The organism is Rhodococcus sp. AH-ZY2 (genome assembly GCF_030916465.1).
Lineage (GTDB): Bacteria > Actinomycetota > Actinomycetes > Mycobacteriales > Mycobacteriaceae > Rhodococcus > Rhodococcus ruber.
The window spans coordinates 3,585,834-3,602,933 of record NZ_CP126458.1; the positions used below are offsets into that span (position 1 = coordinate 3,585,834).

General features: G+C 70.3%; 14 protein-coding genes. 9 read left to right on the top strand and 5 right to left on the bottom strand.

Annotated features, from left to right (window positions below; genetic code table 11):
• Window positions 1-9: 9 nt before the first annotated feature.
• The 9 genes from urtB to atzF all read left to right on the top strand — a co-directional run bounded on the left by urtB (window position 10) and on the right by atzF (window position 10,857).
• Window positions 10-894 carry an urea ABC transporter permease subunit UrtB gene (gene urtB, locus QNA09_RS17415; protein ID WP_017681249.1) on the top strand — a complete coding sequence of 295 codons (885 nt, stop codon included), beginning with the start codon at window positions 10-12 and terminating at the stop codon, window positions 892-894.
• The gene (urtC, locus tag QNA09_RS17420) at window positions 894-2,012 is read left to right on the top strand and encodes an urea ABC transporter permease subunit UrtC (RefSeq protein ID WP_010592179.1); all 1,119 of its coding nucleotides are present in this window, start codon (window positions 894-896) and stop codon (window positions 2,010-2,012) included. The genes urtB and urtC overlap by 1 nt, the downstream gene beginning before the upstream one ends.
• Window positions 2,009-2,791, top strand: a complete 783-nt coding sequence (urtD, locus tag QNA09_RS17425; protein WP_010592180.1) for an urea ABC transporter ATP-binding protein UrtD — start codon at window positions 2,009-2,011, stop codon at window positions 2,789-2,791. Before urtC ends, urtD begins: the two co-directional genes overlap by 4 nt.
• 1 nt (window position 2,792) lies before the next feature.
• Entirely contained in the window at window positions 2,793-3,485 is a 693-nt protein-coding gene (urtE, locus tag QNA09_RS17430) for an urea ABC transporter ATP-binding subunit UrtE (RefSeq protein WP_059174354.1), read from the top strand.
• Complete coding sequence (locus QNA09_RS17435; protein ID WP_048772243.1) at window positions 3,485-4,174, top strand: GntR family transcriptional regulator; 690 nt, start codon at window positions 3,485-3,487, stop codon at window positions 4,172-4,174. The genes urtE and QNA09_RS17435 overlap by 1 nt, the downstream gene beginning before the upstream one ends.
• 5 nt (window positions 4,175-4,179) lie before the next feature.
• Window positions 4,180-4,710 (top strand): carboxymuconolactone decarboxylase family protein, encoded by a 531-nt coding sequence (locus QNA09_RS17440; protein WP_010592183.1) that lies wholly within the window; start codon window positions 4,180-4,182, stop codon window positions 4,708-4,710.
• 70 nt (window positions 4,711-4,780) lie between these two features.
• The gene (locus QNA09_RS17445; protein ID WP_048772241.1) at window positions 4,781-5,476 is read left to right on the top strand and encodes a GntR family transcriptional regulator; all 696 of its coding nucleotides are present in this window, start codon (window positions 4,781-4,783) and stop codon (window positions 5,474-5,476) included.
• Between the two features lie 111 nt (window positions 5,477-5,587).
• Window positions 5,588-9,133, top strand: coding sequence for an urea carboxylase (uca, locus tag QNA09_RS17450; RefSeq protein ID WP_244213258.1), 3,546 nt, complete (start codon window positions 5,588-5,590; stop codon window positions 9,131-9,133).
• Window positions 9,130-10,857 carry an allophanate hydrolase gene (gene atzF / locus QNA09_RS17455; protein WP_119699952.1) on the top strand — a complete coding sequence of 576 codons (1,728 nt, stop codon included), beginning with the start codon at window positions 9,130-9,132 and terminating at the stop codon, window positions 10,855-10,857. The genes uca and atzF overlap by 4 nt, the downstream gene beginning before the upstream one ends.
• A 53-nt stretch (window positions 10,858-10,910) precedes the next feature.
• Here atzF and QNA09_RS17460 read toward each other — a convergent pair whose 3' ends face one another.
• The 5 genes from QNA09_RS17460 to QNA09_RS17480 form a co-directional block, all read right to left on the bottom strand.
• The gene (locus QNA09_RS17460) at window positions 10,911-11,804 is read right to left on the bottom strand and encodes a hypothetical protein (RefSeq protein WP_040270787.1); all 894 of its coding nucleotides are present in this window, start codon (window positions 11,802-11,804) and stop codon (window positions 10,911-10,913) included.
• Window positions 11,805-11,973: 169 nt separating this feature from the next.
• On the bottom strand, window positions 11,974-13,377 hold the full coding sequence (locus QNA09_RS17465; RefSeq protein ID WP_010592190.1) for an acyl-CoA desaturase: 1,404 nt from the start codon (window positions 13,375-13,377) through the stop codon (window positions 11,974-11,976).
• A 16-nt stretch (window positions 13,378-13,393) separates the two neighbouring features.
• Window positions 13,394-14,491 (bottom strand): ferredoxin reductase, encoded by a 1,098-nt coding sequence (locus QNA09_RS17470; protein ID WP_119699953.1) that lies wholly within the window; start codon window positions 14,489-14,491, stop codon window positions 13,394-13,396.
• Window positions 14,492-14,644: 153 nt separating this feature from the next.
• Window positions 14,645-16,048, bottom strand: a complete 1,404-nt coding sequence (lpdA, locus tag QNA09_RS17475; protein WP_040270821.1) for a dihydrolipoyl dehydrogenase — start codon at window positions 16,046-16,048, stop codon at window positions 14,645-14,647.
• A 135-nt stretch (window positions 16,049-16,183) separates the two neighbouring features.
• Window positions 16,184-17,023, bottom strand: a complete 840-nt coding sequence (locus tag QNA09_RS17480; protein WP_017681257.1) for an SDR family oxidoreductase — start codon at window positions 17,021-17,023, stop codon at window positions 16,184-16,186.
• Window positions 17,024-17,100 lie beyond the last annotated feature (77 nt).

Sequence of the window (17,100 nt, forward strand, 5' to 3'; positions counted from 1 at the left end):
GGAGGCGACATGGATGTCGTTGTAGGACAGCTGTTCACGGGACTGAGCATCGGTTCGATCCTGCTGCTGGCGGCGCTGGGCCTGTCGCTGACGTTCGGGCAGATGGGCGTGATCAACATGGCCCACGGCGAGTTCATCATGGCCGGCTCCTACACCGCGTACGTGGTGCAGCAGGTGGTCTCGGCCGCCGGGGTGTCCCTGCTGGTGTCGCTGCTCGTCGGTTTCCTGGTCGGCGGCGTGATGGGGGTGCTGCTCGAGGTCACCCTCATCCGCCGCATGTACCACCGCCCGCTCGACACCCTGCTGGTGACCTTCGGCGTGGGCCTGTTGCTGCAACAGGCCGTCCGCGACATCTTCGGCGCACCGGCCGTCAACGTGGTTGCCCCGCAGTGGCTCTCCGGTGGCGTGGAGATCCTCGGGGCGGTGGTGCCCAGGACCCGGCTGTTCATCCTCGCGCTGGCCGTGGTGTGCGTGGCGATCCTGATCGCGGCGATGAAGTTCACTCCGATGGGCCGACGCATCCGGGCCGTCGTGCAGAACCGCGACCTCGCCGAGACGGTGGGCATCTCGTCGCGGCGCACCGATATCACCACGTTCTTCCTCGGCTCCGGCCTGGCCGGCCTGGCCGGCGTGGCGCTGACCCTGATCGGCTCCACGAGCCCCACCATCGGCCAGTCCTACCTGATCGATGCGTTCCTGGTGGTCGTCATCGGCGGCCTCGGACGGATCGAGGGTGCCGTCATCGCGGCGGTCGCACTCGGCCTGCTCAACTCGTTCATCGAATACTCCACCACCGCATCGATCGCGAAGGTGATCGTCTTCGTGCTCATCGTGATCTTCCTGCAGGTCCGGCCGCAGGGCCTGTTCGCGGTCAAGACAAGGAGCCTGGTCTGATGCCTGCCCCGACACGTCTTCCGGCGCTCACCCGGCCCGGCCCGGCCCGCACGTGGGCCGGGTTCGCCCTCGCCGCACTCGTTCTGTTCGCCCTCGCCCCCGCCGTGCTGTCGGACTTCCGTCTGAACCTGCTCGCGAAGTTCCTGTGTTTCGCGATCGTCGCCGTCGGGATCGGTCTCGCGTGGGGCCGCGGCGGCATGCTCACCCTCGGCCAGGGCGTCTTCTTCGGCCTCGGCGCCTACCTCATGGCGATGCACCTGAAGATCGCCGACGCCGGGCTGCGCGGCGACACCGTCCCGGACTTCATGCAGATCGCCGGTATCCGCGAATTGCCCGGCTACTGGGCGCCGTTCGCCTCTCCGCTGGTGACGATCGCCGCGATCCTCGTGCTGCCCGCCCTGGTCGCGGTGCTGCTCGGGCTCGGCGTGTTCAAGCGCCGCGTCAAGGGTGCCTACTTCGCGATCCTGTCCCAGGCCCTGACCGCGGCCTTCGCGATCCTGCTGATCGGCCAGCAGTCGATCGGAGGATCGAACGGGCTCAACCGCTTTCGCAGCTTCTTCGGCCTGTCCCTCGCCGACCCGGCCAACAAGCGCATGCTGTTCTTCGTCGCCGCGGGTGTCCTGCTCGCCGTCGTCGCGCTCACCCGGCAGTTGATGTTCTCCCGCTACGGCGAACTGCTCGTGGCCGTGCGCGACCAGGAGGAGCGGGTCCGTTTCCTCGGCTACGACCCCGCCGACGTCAAGGTCGTCGCCTACGCCACGGCGGCCTTCTTCGCGGGCATCGCCGGGGCGCTGTTCGTGCCCATCGTCGGCATCATCTCCCCCGCCGACGTCGGCGTCGTCCCCTCCCTCGCATTCCTCATCGGCGTCGCCATCGGCGGACGCACGACCCTGCTCGGCCCGGCCCTCGGTGCCATCGGCGTCGCGTGGGCCCAGACCGCGCTGTCGGAGAGCTTCCCGTCCGCGTGGACCTACGCGCAGGGCCTGCTGTTCATCGTCGTCATCGGGTTCTTCCCCGCGGGCCTCGCCGGGCTGGCGACGTTGCGCCGGCGACGCACCCGCACCGGCCCGGCGCGCCCGATTCCCGAACCGACCACGACGATGGAGCCGGCGAGATGACCGAACCCCACTACGGCGGCAACGCCGGCATGTCCAGCGAGTACCTCGAGATCCGCGACCTGCGCGTCAGCTTCGACGGCTTCACCGCAGTCGACGGCGTGGACCTGACCCTGTTGCAGGGCGACCTGCGCTTCCTCATCGGCCCCAACGGCGCCGGCAAGACCACCCTCGTCGACGCCGTCACCGGCCTGGTGCCGGCCACCGGGTCGGTCACCAAGTCCGGCATCGAACTGCTCGGCAAGAAGGTGCACAAGATCGCCCGCCTCGGGGTGGGCCGCACCTTCCAGACCGCGTCGGTGTTCGAGCAACTCACGGTGCTGCAGAACCTCGACATCGCCGCCGGCTCCGGCCGCTCCCCGTGGTCGCTGCTGCGCCGCCGCACGACCGTGCTGCCGCAGATCGAGGAAGCCCTCGAGACGATCGGCCTGACCGGCCTGCGCGACGTGCCCGCCGGCATCCTCGCCCACGGGCAGAAGCAGTGGCTCGAGATCGGCATGCTGCTCGTCCAGAACTCCGACGTGCTGCTGCTCGACGAGCCGGTCGCCGGGATGAGCCACGACGAACGCGAGGAGACGGGGCAGTTGCTGCGCCGGATCGGGGCGCAGCGCACCGTCGTCGTCGTCGAACACGACATGGACTTCATGCGCGCCTTCGCCACCTCCGTCACCGTCCTGGCCCGCGGCAGGGTGATCGCCGACGGCACCGTCGAACAGGTGCAGAACAACCCGCAGGTCCAGGAGGTCTACCTCGGGACCGCCACTGCAGTACAGGAGGCGTGAGATGCTCGAGCTCGTCGACGTGCGGACCGGTTACGGCCGCACCGAGATCATCCACGGGGCCACCCTGACCGTCCCCGCCGACGGGGTCGTCGCCGTCATGGGTCACAACGGAGCCGGAAAGACCACCCTGCTGCGCGCCGCCGTCGGCCTGCTGCCCACCACCTTCGGCCGGATCCTCCTCGACGGTGCGGACATCACCTCGCTGCGGCCGGCCGCGCGCGTCGCCCGCGGCCTGGCCTACGTCCCCCAGGGCCAGCAGTCCTTCGCGCAGCTCACCTGCGCCGAGAACCTGCAGGTCGTCGCCGACGGACGCAGGCGCGGCAAGCAGCTCGTCGCCGACATGCTCGAGCTGTTCCCCGCCCTCGTGCCACTGCTGGACCGGCGCGCCGGTCTGCTCTCCGGAGGCCAGCGCCAGCAGCTCGCGATCGCCCGCGCCCTGATCACCGAGCCCCGCATGCTCATCCTCGACGAACCCACCGAGGGGATCCAGCCGTCGGTCGTCGCCGAGATCGAAAGCACCGTCGTCGAACTCAGCCGGCGCGGCGACCTCGGGGTGCTGCTCGTCGAGCAGCACATCGGTTTCGCCCTGCAGGCGGCGCAGCGGTACTACGTCCTCGAATCCGGACGCATCACCGCCAGCGGCGACGGCGGGACCGATGCCGCAGGCACCGTCCGCGCGGCCATGGCGATCTGATGAGCGCCGGCGGCACGCGGCGTGATCGGGTCTACCGGGCGCTGCGTTCGGATCTGATGACGGGCGTTCTGCCGCCGGACACACGGCTCGGCGAGGAACGGCTCGCCGAGCAGTACGGGGTCTCCCGAACGCCGGTACGGGAGGCGCTGGCGCGGCTGGTGTCCGACGGTCTGGTCGAGCGGCGCGAGCAGGGGCTGTTCCCGTACCGGCCGCGCTTCGACGACCTCGCCGACCTGTACGAGCTGCGGACCACGTTGGAGCTGCGCGGCATCCGCCGCGCGCTGGCCGATCACTCGATCCGCCACGATCCGGACGTGCTCGGCGCCGAGCTCGACCGGTGGTACGCGCTGCGGCGCGACCTCCCCGAACCGGATGCGGGCTTCGTCGTCCTCGACGAACAGTTCCACCTGGCATTGCTGGCCGCCGCCGGCAACCCGGCCCTGTGCGACGCGCTGGCTGCCGTGAACGCGAAGGTCCGGCCCGTGCGCATGTTCGACTACCTGACGCACGACCGGATCGCGGCGACCGTCGACGAACACATCGGTGTGGCGGAGGCGGTGCTCGCCGGCCGTCTCGAGGACGCCCACGACCAGCTCCTCGCCCACATCGACACCTCACGGGCGGTGGTGGTGCAGCGCGCCGAGCAGGCCCGGACGATGGCCCGATTGGCGCGTGCCGTGCGAGACTGACCGGCATGTCGCCTCGCATCCGGCCCGGACGGTTCAAGGAACTCGGCCCGCTCAACTGGGCGGTCTGGCGCGTGCTCTCGACCGCGGCGGGAACGAAGGACGCGCACCTGTTCAGCACCCTGGGCCGCACCGGCGGCCTGTTCCGCGGCTGGCTGCACTACTCCGGCAAGCTCATGCCGTTCGGGCGGTTGCCCCGGTTCGAATCCGAACTGGTCATCCTGCGGGTGGCGCACCTACGCGAGTGCGGCTACGAGATGGACCACCACACCCGGCTCGGCCGTCGCGCCGGCATCACCCCCGAGATCCTGCAGCGTATCCTCGACGGACCCGGCGCGCCCGGCTGGAGCCCGCGGCACCGGGCGATGCTCACAGCCGTCGACGAGTTGATCGCCACCGGAGACCTCGGCGACGAGACGTGGGCGGCGCTGGCCGCTCACCTCGACGACCGTCGGATGATCGAATTCTGCCTGCTCGTAGCGCAATACGACGGACTGGCCACCACCATCGGCGTGCTGCGCCTCGAGCGGGACTTCTGAGAGCTCTTCCTAACCGTCGCTTTACCGCGGGCAATCTCGGCGAAACACGACGTCCATAGCGTATACAGCTATGTCGACACGTACGGATACAGCCACGGCGCAACCGCTGCGGACGCGCGTGTACCGGGAACTGCGCACCGAGCTGATGAACGGCTCGATCCGCGTCGGCGAGCGGCTGACCGAGCCGAAACTGTCCGCGCGGTTCGGGATCTCCCGTACCCCGGTCCGGGAGGCGCTCGCGATGCTGTGCGCGGACGGGCTGTTGCGCCGCGAGGAGTTCGGATTCTCGCCGGTCCCGGTGAGCATTCCCCGCGTCCGTGACCTCTACGAGCTGCGGATCACCCTCGAACTGCAGGGCATTGCGCGCGCGATCGACAATCCCGATGTGCGGCACGACCGCGTCGCCCTCACCGCCGAACGCGAACGGTGGGTGCGTCTGTCCGCCGACCCGCCGCAGCAGGAACCGGGTTTCGTGGTGCTCGACGAGGAGTTCCACATGGCCCTGATAGCCGCGTCGGGCAATGCGGAACTGGCCGGCTCGCTCGAGTCGGTCAACTCCCGGATCCGGCACGTGCGGATGTACGACTTCATGGTCAACAGCCGGATCGAGACGTCGATCGCCGAACATCTCGCCATCGTCGATGCCGTCCTCGGCGACGAACTCGAACTCGCCCACCGGCTGCTGCACCGGCACATCGGCGAATCCCTCGCGGTGGTGCTCGACCGGGTGACCCGCGCCGTGTCGGCGATGTCGTTCGCTCACTGAGGTCCGTTCCGCCCCATACCTTCCCCTTCCCCGTCACCGAAGGAGCCTGTCGTGACGTTCGCTTTCGACACCCTGCTCGTCGCCAACCGCGGCGAGATCGCTTGCCGCATCATGCGTTCGGCGCACGCGCTGGGGCTGAAGACCGTCGCCGTGTACTCGGATGCGGACGCGTCCGCCGCGCACGTCGAGATGGCGGACATGGCCGTGCGTCTCGGCCCGGCTCCGGCAGCGCAGTCGTATCTCCGGGCGGATCTGGTGATCGAGGCGGCCCTGTCGGCGGGCGCCGGCGCGGTCCATCCCGGCTACGGATTCCTCTCGGAGAACGCCGAATTCGCGGACGCCTGCGAGAAGGCGGGCATCGCGTTCATCGGGCCCACCCCCGGGCAGCTGCGGGTCTTCGGCGACAAGCACACCGCGCGAGAGGCGGCACGCGCCGTCGGCGTCCCGCTCGTCGAGGGCAGCGGCCTGCTCGGGTCCGTCGACGCCGCCCTCGCGGCCGCCGACACCGTCGGTTACCCCGTGATGCTCAAGGCCGTCGGCGGCGGGGGCGGCATCGGGATGCAGGCCTGCCACACTCCGGGCGAACTGCGGGACGCGTACGAGCGGGTGCAGCGTCTCGCGTCCGCACACTTCTCCTCGTCGGGGGTGTTCCTCGAACGGTTCGTCGCCCACGCCCGCCACCTCGAGGTGCAGGTGTTCGGCGACGGTCGCGGCCGCACGATCAGCCTCGGTACGCGCGACTGCTCGTTGCAGCGACGCAACCAGAAGGTCGTCGAGGAGGCGCCCGCCCCGAACCTGCCCGACGCGGTCGTCGAGGAACTGCTCGCGTCGTCGCGCCGGCTCGCGTCGTCGGTGAGCTACCGCTCCGCCGGCACCGTGGAGTTCGTGTACGACGTCGAACGCGGTGAGGCCTCGTTCCTCGAGATGAACACCCGTCTGCAGGTGGAGCATCCGGTCACCGAGGAGGTCACGGGCGTGGACCTGGTGGAGTGGATGCTGCGGCTCGGCCGGGGCGAGACCGAGATGCTCGACGCCCTGCCCGACAGCGGGCCCCGCATCCTCGGTCACGCCGTGGAGGCGCGCGTGTACGCGGAGGACCCGGGGCACGACTACCGGCCCAGCGCCGGACTGCTCACCGCCGTCGAGTTCCCGGCCCACACCCGCGTCGAGACGTGGGTGGACACCGGCACCGAGGTGAGTTCGTTCTACGACCCGATGCTCGCCAAGATCATCGTGCGCGGCGAGTCCCGCCGCACCGCGTTCGCGGCGCTCGCCGAGGCGCTCGACGACACGCACCTGTACGGCGTGCAGACGAATCTGCCGCAGCTGCGGCGCATCTGCACAGCGGAGCAGGTGCTCGGGGCCACCCACACGACCGCGACGCTGCGGGAGGTACGGGCGACGGGCCACCGCATCGACGTGCTGCGCGCGGGCACCATGACCACGGTGCAGGACTTCCCCGGCCGGATCGGGTTGTGGGCGGTCGGCATTCCGCCGTCGGGTCCGATGGACGACCTGTCGATGCGCGCCGCGAACGGCGCGGTCGGCAATCCGGAGGGGGCACCGGCGCTGGAGTGCACGTTGCAGGGCCCGCGCCTCGAGTTCTCCGACCCGACGCTCGTCTGCGTCACCGGTGCCCCGGTCGTGGTCACCGTCGACGGGACCCCCGTGCCGATGTGGGAGCCCCTGGAGGTGCCGGCCGGCGGCGTGCTCGACGTCGGATCGCCGGCCGAGCAGGGCCTGCGCACCTACGTCGCGGTGCGTGGCGGACTCGACGCCCCGCTCTACCACGGCAGCGCTTCGACGTTCACACTCGGCGGCTTCGGGGGCCTCACCGGCAGGGCCGTGGCCACGGGCGACGTGCTCGGTGTGGCCGAGTCCCGCGCGCTAGCCTCCCCGGCACCGGTACCCGTGGACCGTCGGCCGGAGTTCACCCACACGTGGCATCTCGCCGTCACCGAGGGTCCGCAGCCCGCACCGGCCTACTTCACCGAGGACGACCTGGCCCAGTTCTACGACACCACGTGGACGGTGCAGTCCCACGCGAACCGCACCGGCATCCGTCTGGACGGCCCGAAGCCCACCTGGTCGCGGACGGACGGCGGCGAGGCCGGGCTGCACCCGTCGAACCTGCACGACAACCCCTACTCGGTGGGCGCGCTCAACGTCTCGGGCGACACCCCGATCCTGCTCGGCCCGGACGGTCCGAGCCTGGGCGGGTTCGCCTGCCCGCTCACGGTCGTCTCCGGTCACCGCTGGAAGATGGGGCAGATCCGGCCCGGGGATTCGGTGCGGTTCGTCCCCGTCACCGACGAGGCGGCGGTCGAGCTGCGCGGCGCCGCCACCCGCGCCCTCGACGTCCCGCCAGTGGCGCGGCCCGCCGCGCTCGACGGCGGCCGGCTGGCCGGTACCCCGGCGTTCCTGGACCGTCCCGAGGTGGTGTACCTGCGGGGCGGCGACGACAACGTCCTCGTCGAGTACGGCGACATGGTGCTCGACCTGGGGTTGCGGATGCGGGTGCACGCCCTGTCCGAGGCGCTCGCGGCGCTGCGCCTGCCGGGGATCGTCGACGTCACGCCGGGGGTGCGCTCGCTGCACGTGCACTTCGACCCGGACGTGCTGCCCCAGCACCGCCTGCTCGGGACCCTGCAGGACCTCGAGACGGAACTGCCGGCCACGCACGATCTGGTGGTGCCCAGCCGCACCGTCCGGTTGCCGCTCTCGTTCGACGACCCGTCGATCGCCGAGGCGATCTCCCGCTACCACAGCGGTGTGCGCGACTCGGCGCCGTGGCTGCCGTCGAACACCGAGTTCATCCGGCGCATCAACGGACTCGACTCGGTCGAGCAGGTCCGGGACACGGTGTTCGACGCCGAGTACCTCGTCCTCGGTCTCGGCGACGTGTACCTCGGTGCGCCGCTGGCCGTCCCGCTCGACCCCCGGCACCGGCTCGTGACGACGAAATACAACCCGGCACGCACGTGGACCCCGTCGGACGCCGTGGGCATCGGCGGCAAGTACCTGTGCGTCTACGGGATGGAGTCCCCCGGCGGCTACCAGTTGATCGGGCGGACGGTACCGATCTGGTCCGGATACCGGCAGTCCGGGCCGTTCGAGGACGGCAAGCCGTGGCTGTTCCGCTTCTTCGACCGGATCGTATGGGAACCGGTGAGCCCGGAACAGCTGCTCGAGTACCGCGCCGCGTCCCTGGCGGGCCGGTTCGACGCCGACGTCTCGGAGGGTAGGTTCGCCCTCGCCGACCATCTGCGGTTCCTGGCGGACAATGCCGAGTCCATCGACGCGTTCCACGAGCGTCAGTCCGCGGCGTTCGAGACCGAGAAGCAGGCATGGCACGCGGCCGGTGAGTTCGACCGGGCCGAGACGGCACCGGCAGAGGTCGCCGAGCCCGTCGACCCGCTCGCCGGGATGCCGGCGGGATCGGTCGTCGTCGAAGCCCCCATGGTCGGCAACGTGTGGAGGGTCGAGGTGGTGGAGGGCCAGCAGGTCGGCGCCGACGACACCGCCGTCCTCCTCGAGGCCATGAAGCTCGAGATGCCGGTGCCGGCCGCCGTGGACGGGATCGTCCTGAAAGTCCTCGTCGGACCGGGCGCGAAGGTCGCCCCCGGCACCCCCCTTCTCGTGATCGGAGCAGCATGAGCATCGTTGTGGAACAGGAACTCTCGGCTGCATCGACATCGAGCCGGGCGCGAGCGGAGGCGGCGCTGCGCCGCATCGACGACGTCGACCGGCCCGAGGTGTGGATCGCGCTGCGGCCTGCCGCCGAGGTGCTCGCCGACGCCGACGCCGTGGACGCGCGCGTCGCGGCGGGCGAGCACCTGCCGCTCGCGGGCCTGCTCGTGGCGGTGAAGGACAACGTGGACGTCGCCGGGATGCCGACCACGGCGGGCTGTCCCGAATTCGCGTACACCCCCACCGATACCGCGGCGGGCGTCGCGCGGCTCGTCGACGCCGGCGCGGTGATCCTGGGCAAGACCAATCTCGACCAGTTCGCCACCGGTCTCGTCGGCACCCGCAGCCCGTACGGCGCGGTGCGCTGCTCCTGGGATCCGGAACGGGTGTCGGGCGGCTCGAGTTCGGGTTCGGCGACGGCGGTCGCGCTCGGCATCGCGGACATCGGGATCGGTACCGACACCGCGGGTTCCGGCCGCGTCCCGGCCGCGCTGCAGGGTCTGGTGGGGATCAAGGCCACGCTGGGCGTGATCCCCGCCCACGGCGTGGTGCCGGCATGCGTGGACTACGACTGCCTCACGGTGTTCGCCACGTCGCTCGACCTGGCGGCGACCGCCGCGGCGGTCATGGCCGGGCCGGAACCGCGCGACCCGCGCAGCCGGACGTGGCCGGCCGACGTACCGTTCGCGGAGCCCGCGTCGCCGCGGGTCGCGGTTCCGCGCGCCGGGAATCTCGTCGCGCTGTGCGACGACTACCGGGACGCATTCGCGCGCACCGTCGGCGCGGCGCGCGACGCCGGGATGGAGGTGACCGAGGTCGACGTCACCCCGCTCCTGGAGGCCGCGACACTGCTCTACGACGGCGCCGTCGTCGCCCAGCGGTATGCGGCCGTCGGCGAGTTCCTGGCGACGAACCCCGCCGGAGCCGATCCGACGGTCGCGGCGATCGTCGCGGCCGCGGAGCACCCGGCGGCGCACGAGCTGGTGGCCGACCTCGACACGCTGACCCGCGCCAAGGCGTTCGCGGCGGGCCTGCTGGACGGGTTCGACGGGCTGTTGCTGCCCACCACCACCGAGCACCCGACGATCGCGGCGGTGCAGTCCGACCCGATCGGGATCAACCGGCGGATGGGCACGTTCACGAACTTCTGCAATCTGCTCGACATGGCGGCCGTCGCGGTACCGGGTGCACCGACCGCCGAGGATCGTCCCTTCGGGGTGATGTTCGTCGTGCCGGCCTTCGCCGATCAGGTCGCTGTCGATCTCGCGGCCCGGCTGACGGGTGTCCCCACGCCGAAGTTCGTCTCGGGCGGGGTGGAGCTGGCGGTGTTCGGGGCGCACCTGCGCGGCCAGCCGTTGCACGTCCAACTGGAGCAGATCGGTGCCCGGTTCGTCGACGAGGTCCGCACCTCCGACGCGTACCGGCTGACGGCGCTGAGGACCACTCCCCCGAAGCCCGGTCTCGTCCGGCACGGCGCGGGCCGGGGCGCGCCGATCGCCGGCGAGCTCTTCCGGGTCTCCGAGGCGGGACTCGGCCGGTTCCTGGCCGCACTGCCCGCTCCGATGACGCTCACCAGCGTCGAACTCTCGGACGGGCGCTGGGTCGTCGGTTTCGGTTGCACGCACGACGCCGCGGCGGACGCCGTCGACATCACCGAGTTCGGCGGCTGGGTGGCCTACCGGACGCGCTGAATCGGTGCGCGACTTCGGAATCTGCCCACGCCACGGCGTGGGCGGATTCCGGTTCACCGCTTCGATTTCCGAGCGACGGCCCGGGCGAATCTCTCGGCGACGAGGTCGAACCGCTCCAGGTCCGCCCACGTCCACCGGACGACCTCGAGGCCGAGATCGCGCAGCGCGTCCTCGCGGTGCTTCTCGGCCACGAGGTCGCGTCGGTCGGAGTACTTTCCGGCGCCGTCGAACTCGCCGACGACGCCCGGGGTTTCCCAGAAGAAGTCCACCCGGTACCGGCGTCCGTCCCGAGCCACGACCTCGTGTTGCAGTTCGGGCCGCGGCAGGCCGCATCGCGTCATCCGCAGGCGAGACAACGACTCTCCGACACTCTCGCTGCGCCCGTCGAGCAGACGCACCGCGGCGGCCGCCCGGGACACCCCGGTGCGGTGGCGGGCGGCGGTGAGAACATCCGGCAGGCGTTCCCGCGCGGACGGTTCGGCGCGCAGGCCGGAGTCCCCGGCGACGACGGCCTCGTCGAGCGGCAACGACCGCGCGAGGTCGACGATGGTGCGCGCCACCGAGGTGACGTGGACGCCGTCGACTGCGACGACGTCGCCGTCGCGCCAGTCGGTCCCGTGCACGTGGAGGTACGTGGCCCTGCGCCCGCTCGCGGATGCCCGCGAGACGTGCACCCGGCGCAGGTCGACGTTCCACACGTCCAGTCCGAGCAGGACGGCGGCAGACACGTGGCTGAGTGCCTCCCCGGGGCGGAGAGCCGCGGCGAAGTGCCGCGCCAGGACCCGGTGGCGGCTCACGTCGTCGAGGGACGCGACGTCGGTGCGGCGCAGATAGACGCCGGGTTTCAGCGCGACGAGGTCTCCGGCACGCAGCGCCGCCCGGATCCGGTCGTCCGGCACGCCTTGCGTCAGGAGGTCCTGTCTCGTCACGGCGATGGGATCGGTCATGCAAGGAGGGTGACGCACCGCTCGGGCGGCCGCGGCTCGACTTTGCGCGGACCGGCACATCTGGGGATGAAGCCGCAGCCTGTGGATAACCGGGATTCCCACGGCGTTTCGGAATCCGCTCACGCCACGACGTGAGCGGATTCCGAAGGGGCGCGCGAATCCGCGATCGTCAGCGCGGCGGCGGCTCGACCTCCACGCCACCGTGCTCGTGCTCCGGACCGGCGGCCGGGTGGTCTGCCGGCAGCCGGCTGCGGAAGCGGGCCGCCTCGCTCGGCGCCGTCTTGCGCGACGGATCGTCCGCGCTGTGGTACGGACCGGGCTTCGGTCGCGGCTTGCCGCCGGGGAACGCGAGGCGCAGGATCGTCCGGTGCACGGTGCCCCACTGCTTCGACAGGGGTCCGGTGTTGTACGGCAGCCCGTACCGCTCGCAGATGTCCTTCACCGCGGGCGCCACCTCGGAGTACCGGGTGCTCGGCATGTCGGGGTAGAGGTGGTGTTCGACCTGGTAGCCGAGGTTTCCGCTGATGACGTGGAACAGCGGACTGCCCTCGATGTTGGCCGCGCCGACCAGCTGGCGGACGTACCATCCGCCGCGGCTCTCGTTCTCCACCTCCTTCCGGCTGAAGGTGTACGTCTGGTCCGGGAAGTGCCCGCAGAAGATGATCGCGTGCGACCACACGTTGCGGATGATGTTGGCGGTGAAGTCCGCCGCCAGGGTGGCCAGGAACGTCTTCTCCACGCCCGGCAGGACCTTGTCGAGCACGTCGGCGACGGCGTCGGCCCGCGGGGCGGCACCGCCGCGCCCGAGACGGCCGAGTCCGCGCAGCCGGCGTCCGATGCGAGAGGTCCGCGGCTGCGGGATCCGCCCTCCCGACAGCAGCGCCGCGGCCGCGAACGCGCCGGCCGAGACCAGGGGCCAACCCACGTAGTCCTTGACGAACTGCCGCCGCGCCTTGCCCGCGATGCCCTTCAGCTCCTCGAGCACCTGCCCCGGCGTCTTCTCTCCCGCCCACAACGCATCGAGGTCGAGGTCGTGCAGCGCCACACCCCACTCGAAAAACGCCATGAGCAGCACGTTGTAGAACGGCTGGGCCAGGTAGACCGGGTGCCACTTCTGGTGCGGATCGATCCGCATGATCTCGTACCCGAGATCCTTGTCCTTGCCGCGGATGTTCGTGAAGGTGTGGTGGATGTAGTTGTGGGAGTGCTTCCAGCCCGCCGCGGTCGAGGCGGTGTCCCAGTCCCACACCGACGAATGGATGTCCGGATCGTTCATCCAGTCCCACTGCCCGTGCATGACGTTGTGGCCGATCTCCATGTTCTCGAGAATCTTGGCCATGCCGAGGCATGCCGTGCCCGCGACCCAGGCCGACTTCGACGCCGAACCCAGGAGCAGCGCACGGCCGGCGACGGCGAGCTGTCGCTGCGTCGCGATCACGGTCTTGATGTAGCGACGGTCCCGCTCCCCCAGCTCGGAGTAGACCCTGTCGTGGATGGCGTCGAACTCCTTCGCCAACGCGTCCAGCGTTTCCTCGCTCAGATGCGCGAGTGGACTCTCGATCTCCGTCGTCATCTCGCGTTCCTTCCGTTCACAGCTCGATTTCGATGTCGCCTTCGGCGGTGTGGATGCAGGTGCGGACCGCAGCGCCGACGGGTTCGGCGACCTCGTCCGTGCGCAGGTCCCGCACCTTGCCGGAGCGCAGCGTGCCCACGCAGGTATGGCAGATCCCGATCCGGCATCCGTACGGAAGCTGCAGACCCGCCTTCTCGCCCGCCACCAGGATCGGCGTGCCGCCGTCGCATTCGACGTCGGCCTCGCTGTCGAGGAAGTGGACCGTGCCGCCTTCACCCGATCCCGCATTCCCGCCGATGATCGGCTGGAAACGCTCCATGTGGAGTTTTTTCGGATCACCGTGGTCGTTCCAGTGCTCGACGAATGCGTCGAGCATGTCGCCGGGGCCGGAGCAGAACGCCTCCCGCTCCCGCCAGTCGGGGCACAGCTCGTCCAGATCGGCCGGCGTCATGCGGCCCTGCTCCGCGGTGAGCCGCAGCACCAGCCGGAACCCGGACCGGCGTGCCTCGAGGTCACGCAACGTGGAAGCGAAGATGACCTCGTCGGCGGTGCGCGCCGAGTGCACCAGAACGACGTCGTCGAGGCGGTCGCGGTGGTCCAGGCTGCGCAGCATGCTCATGATGGGGGTGATACCGCTGCCGGCACTGACGAACAGCATCTTCGCAGGCAGTGGATCGGGCAGGGTGAACACGCCCTCGACCTCGCCGAGCCGCACCACGTCGCCGGGCTGGATGCGGCGCACCAGGTACGGCGAGACCACGCCGGTCTCGACCACCTTCGGGGTGACGCTGATGAGCCCGTCCTCGGGATCGGGATCGGAGGTCAGCGAGTAGGCACGCCAGTGGTAGACGCCGTCGATGATCACGCCCAGTCGTACGTATTGGCCGGGGCGGTGTCCGCGCCACTCGTAGGCGGGACGGATGAGCACGGACGCCGCGTCGGGACCTTCCGGTACCACCCGCTCGACCCGGCCCCGCAACTCCCTCGTGGTCCACAGGGGATTGATCATCTCGAGGTAGTCGTCGGGCCGGAGAGGAGTGAAAAGGTGTCGGACGGCGCGCAACATCATTCTGCGCACCGGATGCACCCTGGGACGCGCACCCCGTTCTGCCATGCCGACAAGGTACCCCGCGTCACGGGTATCCAATCAGGTTTCGTCGTTGCCCGAGACGACGACAGCCCGCGGCGACGTTTCGGTCACCGCGGGCTGAGGCCGGTACATCCGAACGGGGATCTGCCCGCGCGGAGGATCTTCGACGCGCCGGGATCAGAAGTTGATCATGTGGCCTGCGAGGCCGTGGATGGCCTCCTGCAGCGCCTCGCTCAGCGTCGGGTGGGTGTGGACGTTGCGGGCCAGTTCGTTGACCGTCAGGTCCCACTTCTGCGCGAGGGTCAGCTCGGGCAGGAGTTCGGAGACGTCGGGGCCGATCAGGTGGCCGCCGAGCAGCTCTCCGTGCTTGTTGTCGGCGATCAGCTTGACGAAGCCGTTGGGATCGCCGAGGCCGTGGGCCTTGCCGTTCGCGGTGAAGGGGAAGGTGGCGACCTTGACGTCGTAACCCTCGTCGCGCGCCTGCTGCTCGGTCAGTCCGAAGCTGGCGACCTGCGGCTGGCAGAACGTCGCACGCGGCATCATCCGGTAGTCGTCGAAGGTGAGGGTCTCGGCGCCGCCGATGGTCTCGGCCGCGACCACGCCCATCGCCTCTGCGACGTGCGCGAGCATGAGCTTGGCGGTGACGTCGCCGATGGCGTAGATGTGCGGCACGTTGGTGCGCATCACGTCGTCGATGGCGATGGCGCCCCGGTCGGTGAGCTCGACACCGGTGTTCTCGAGGCCGAAGCCCTCCACCCGCGGGGCGAACCCGACGGACTGCATGACCTTGTCGACGACCACGGACTCGACGTTGCCGGACTTGTTGTCCTTGATCGCGACGGTCACCTTGTTGCCGTCGTCGTCGATGGACTGCACCGCGGCCCCGGTCATGATCTTCACGCCGAGCTTCTTGTACGCCTTCGCGATCTCCTTGGAGATGTCGGCGTCCTCGTTGGGCAGCGCCCGGTCGAGGAACTCGACGATGGTGACGTCCACGCCGTAGTTCTTCAGCACGTAGCCGAACTCCATGCCGATGGCACCGGCGCCGACGATCAGGATCGAGCCCGGCAGGTCGCGGGTGAGGATCTGCTCCTCGTAGGTGACGACGTTCTCGCTCAGCTGCGTGCCGGGCAGCAGCTTGGTCACCGACCCGGTCGCGATGATCGCGTTGTCGAAGGTCACCGTCTCGGTCCCGCCCTTGTTGAGCTCGACCGAGATGGTGTTGGCGTCGACGAACGAGCCGGCACCGTCGTATTCGGTGATCTTGTTCTTCTTCATCAGGAAGTGCACGCCCTTGACGCGGCCGTCCGCGACCTTGCGGCTGCGGTCCAGGGCCGCACCGAAGTCGAAGGACACGTCCCCGGACATGCCGAACGTCTTGGCCTCTTTCGTGAAGAGATGCGCCAGTTCGGCATTGCGGAGAAGCGCCTTGGAGGGAATGCAGCCCACGTTCAGGCAGACACCACCCCAGTACTTCTTCTCGATGATGGCGGTGCTCAGGCCCAGCTGTGCCGCGCGGATAGCAGCGACGTACCCACCGGGACCGGCTCCGAGGACAACGACGTCATAGTGTGAGGTCACGAACAAACAGCGTAGACCTGCCGCTCCGGCGTGTCTGCGGATGGTCCGGTTACCCGCCGGTAGTCCCGGCACCAGGCACGAATCGGGCGTGCACACGGGCCCGAACGTGGCGGAAGCGGCGGGCGCAGCCCCCGGTCAGCGGCGGAAGCTCCGCATCCGCCGCACGTACCGCAGCACCTTCCGCACCGGCACCGGTCGCGGCCAGTCGACGGCACGGAACCACGCCTCGCTGCCGCCGTCGACCACCACGACCGAGCCGACGAGGAAGTCGGCGGCCGGGGACAGCATGAACTCCACCCACTCGGCAATCCGGTCCGGCTCACCGAACCCCCCGATCGGGACGGGGAAACTCCGGACCCGATCGCCCTCCGGGCTCGCGAGCTGAGTGTCGAGGAGGGGGGTCGACACCGCGCCCGGCGCGAGGACGTTCAGGCGGATCCCCGCCCCCGCCCAGTCCGGGGTCACCGCGTTCCGGCGCACCCAGTGGGTGACGGCGATCTTCGACGCGGCGTAGGTGAAGGGGGCGGCCGCGGGCCTGATGCGTCCCGCCCGCCGCACCCCCTTCTCGAGGTCGCCGGCGAGAAACGCCCGCACGGCCGACATGGGCACGGCCGGGGTGGTGGTCGTCGAATTCGACCCGAACACCACGACCTTGCTGTTTCCGGCCGCGGCGAGCGCCGGCCGCCACCCTTCGAGCAACTCGATCACGCCCCGGACGTTGACCTGGGCGAGGGTGTGCTCCTTGCCGGGCACCGGGCCGAGACCCGCCGCGAGCACCGCACCGTCGAGCCGGTTCCCGGCCCGCTCGAGGGTTCGACGCACCGCCGCGGACCGCCCCGCGGGGGTCGAGAGGTCGGCGACGACGTCGGCCTCCTTCAGGTCGACGGTGATCACGGTGTGGCCCGCGGCCCGCAGCCGGTCCGCGCTCGCCGCGCCCATGCCGGACGCCGCCCCGGTCACCGCGTACACGCCCATCGCCACTCCCTCGTCGATCCGGTTCCGACCGGCACGCTACCGCCGGAGCCACCCCGAACCAAGCAGTTGCTCGCCCG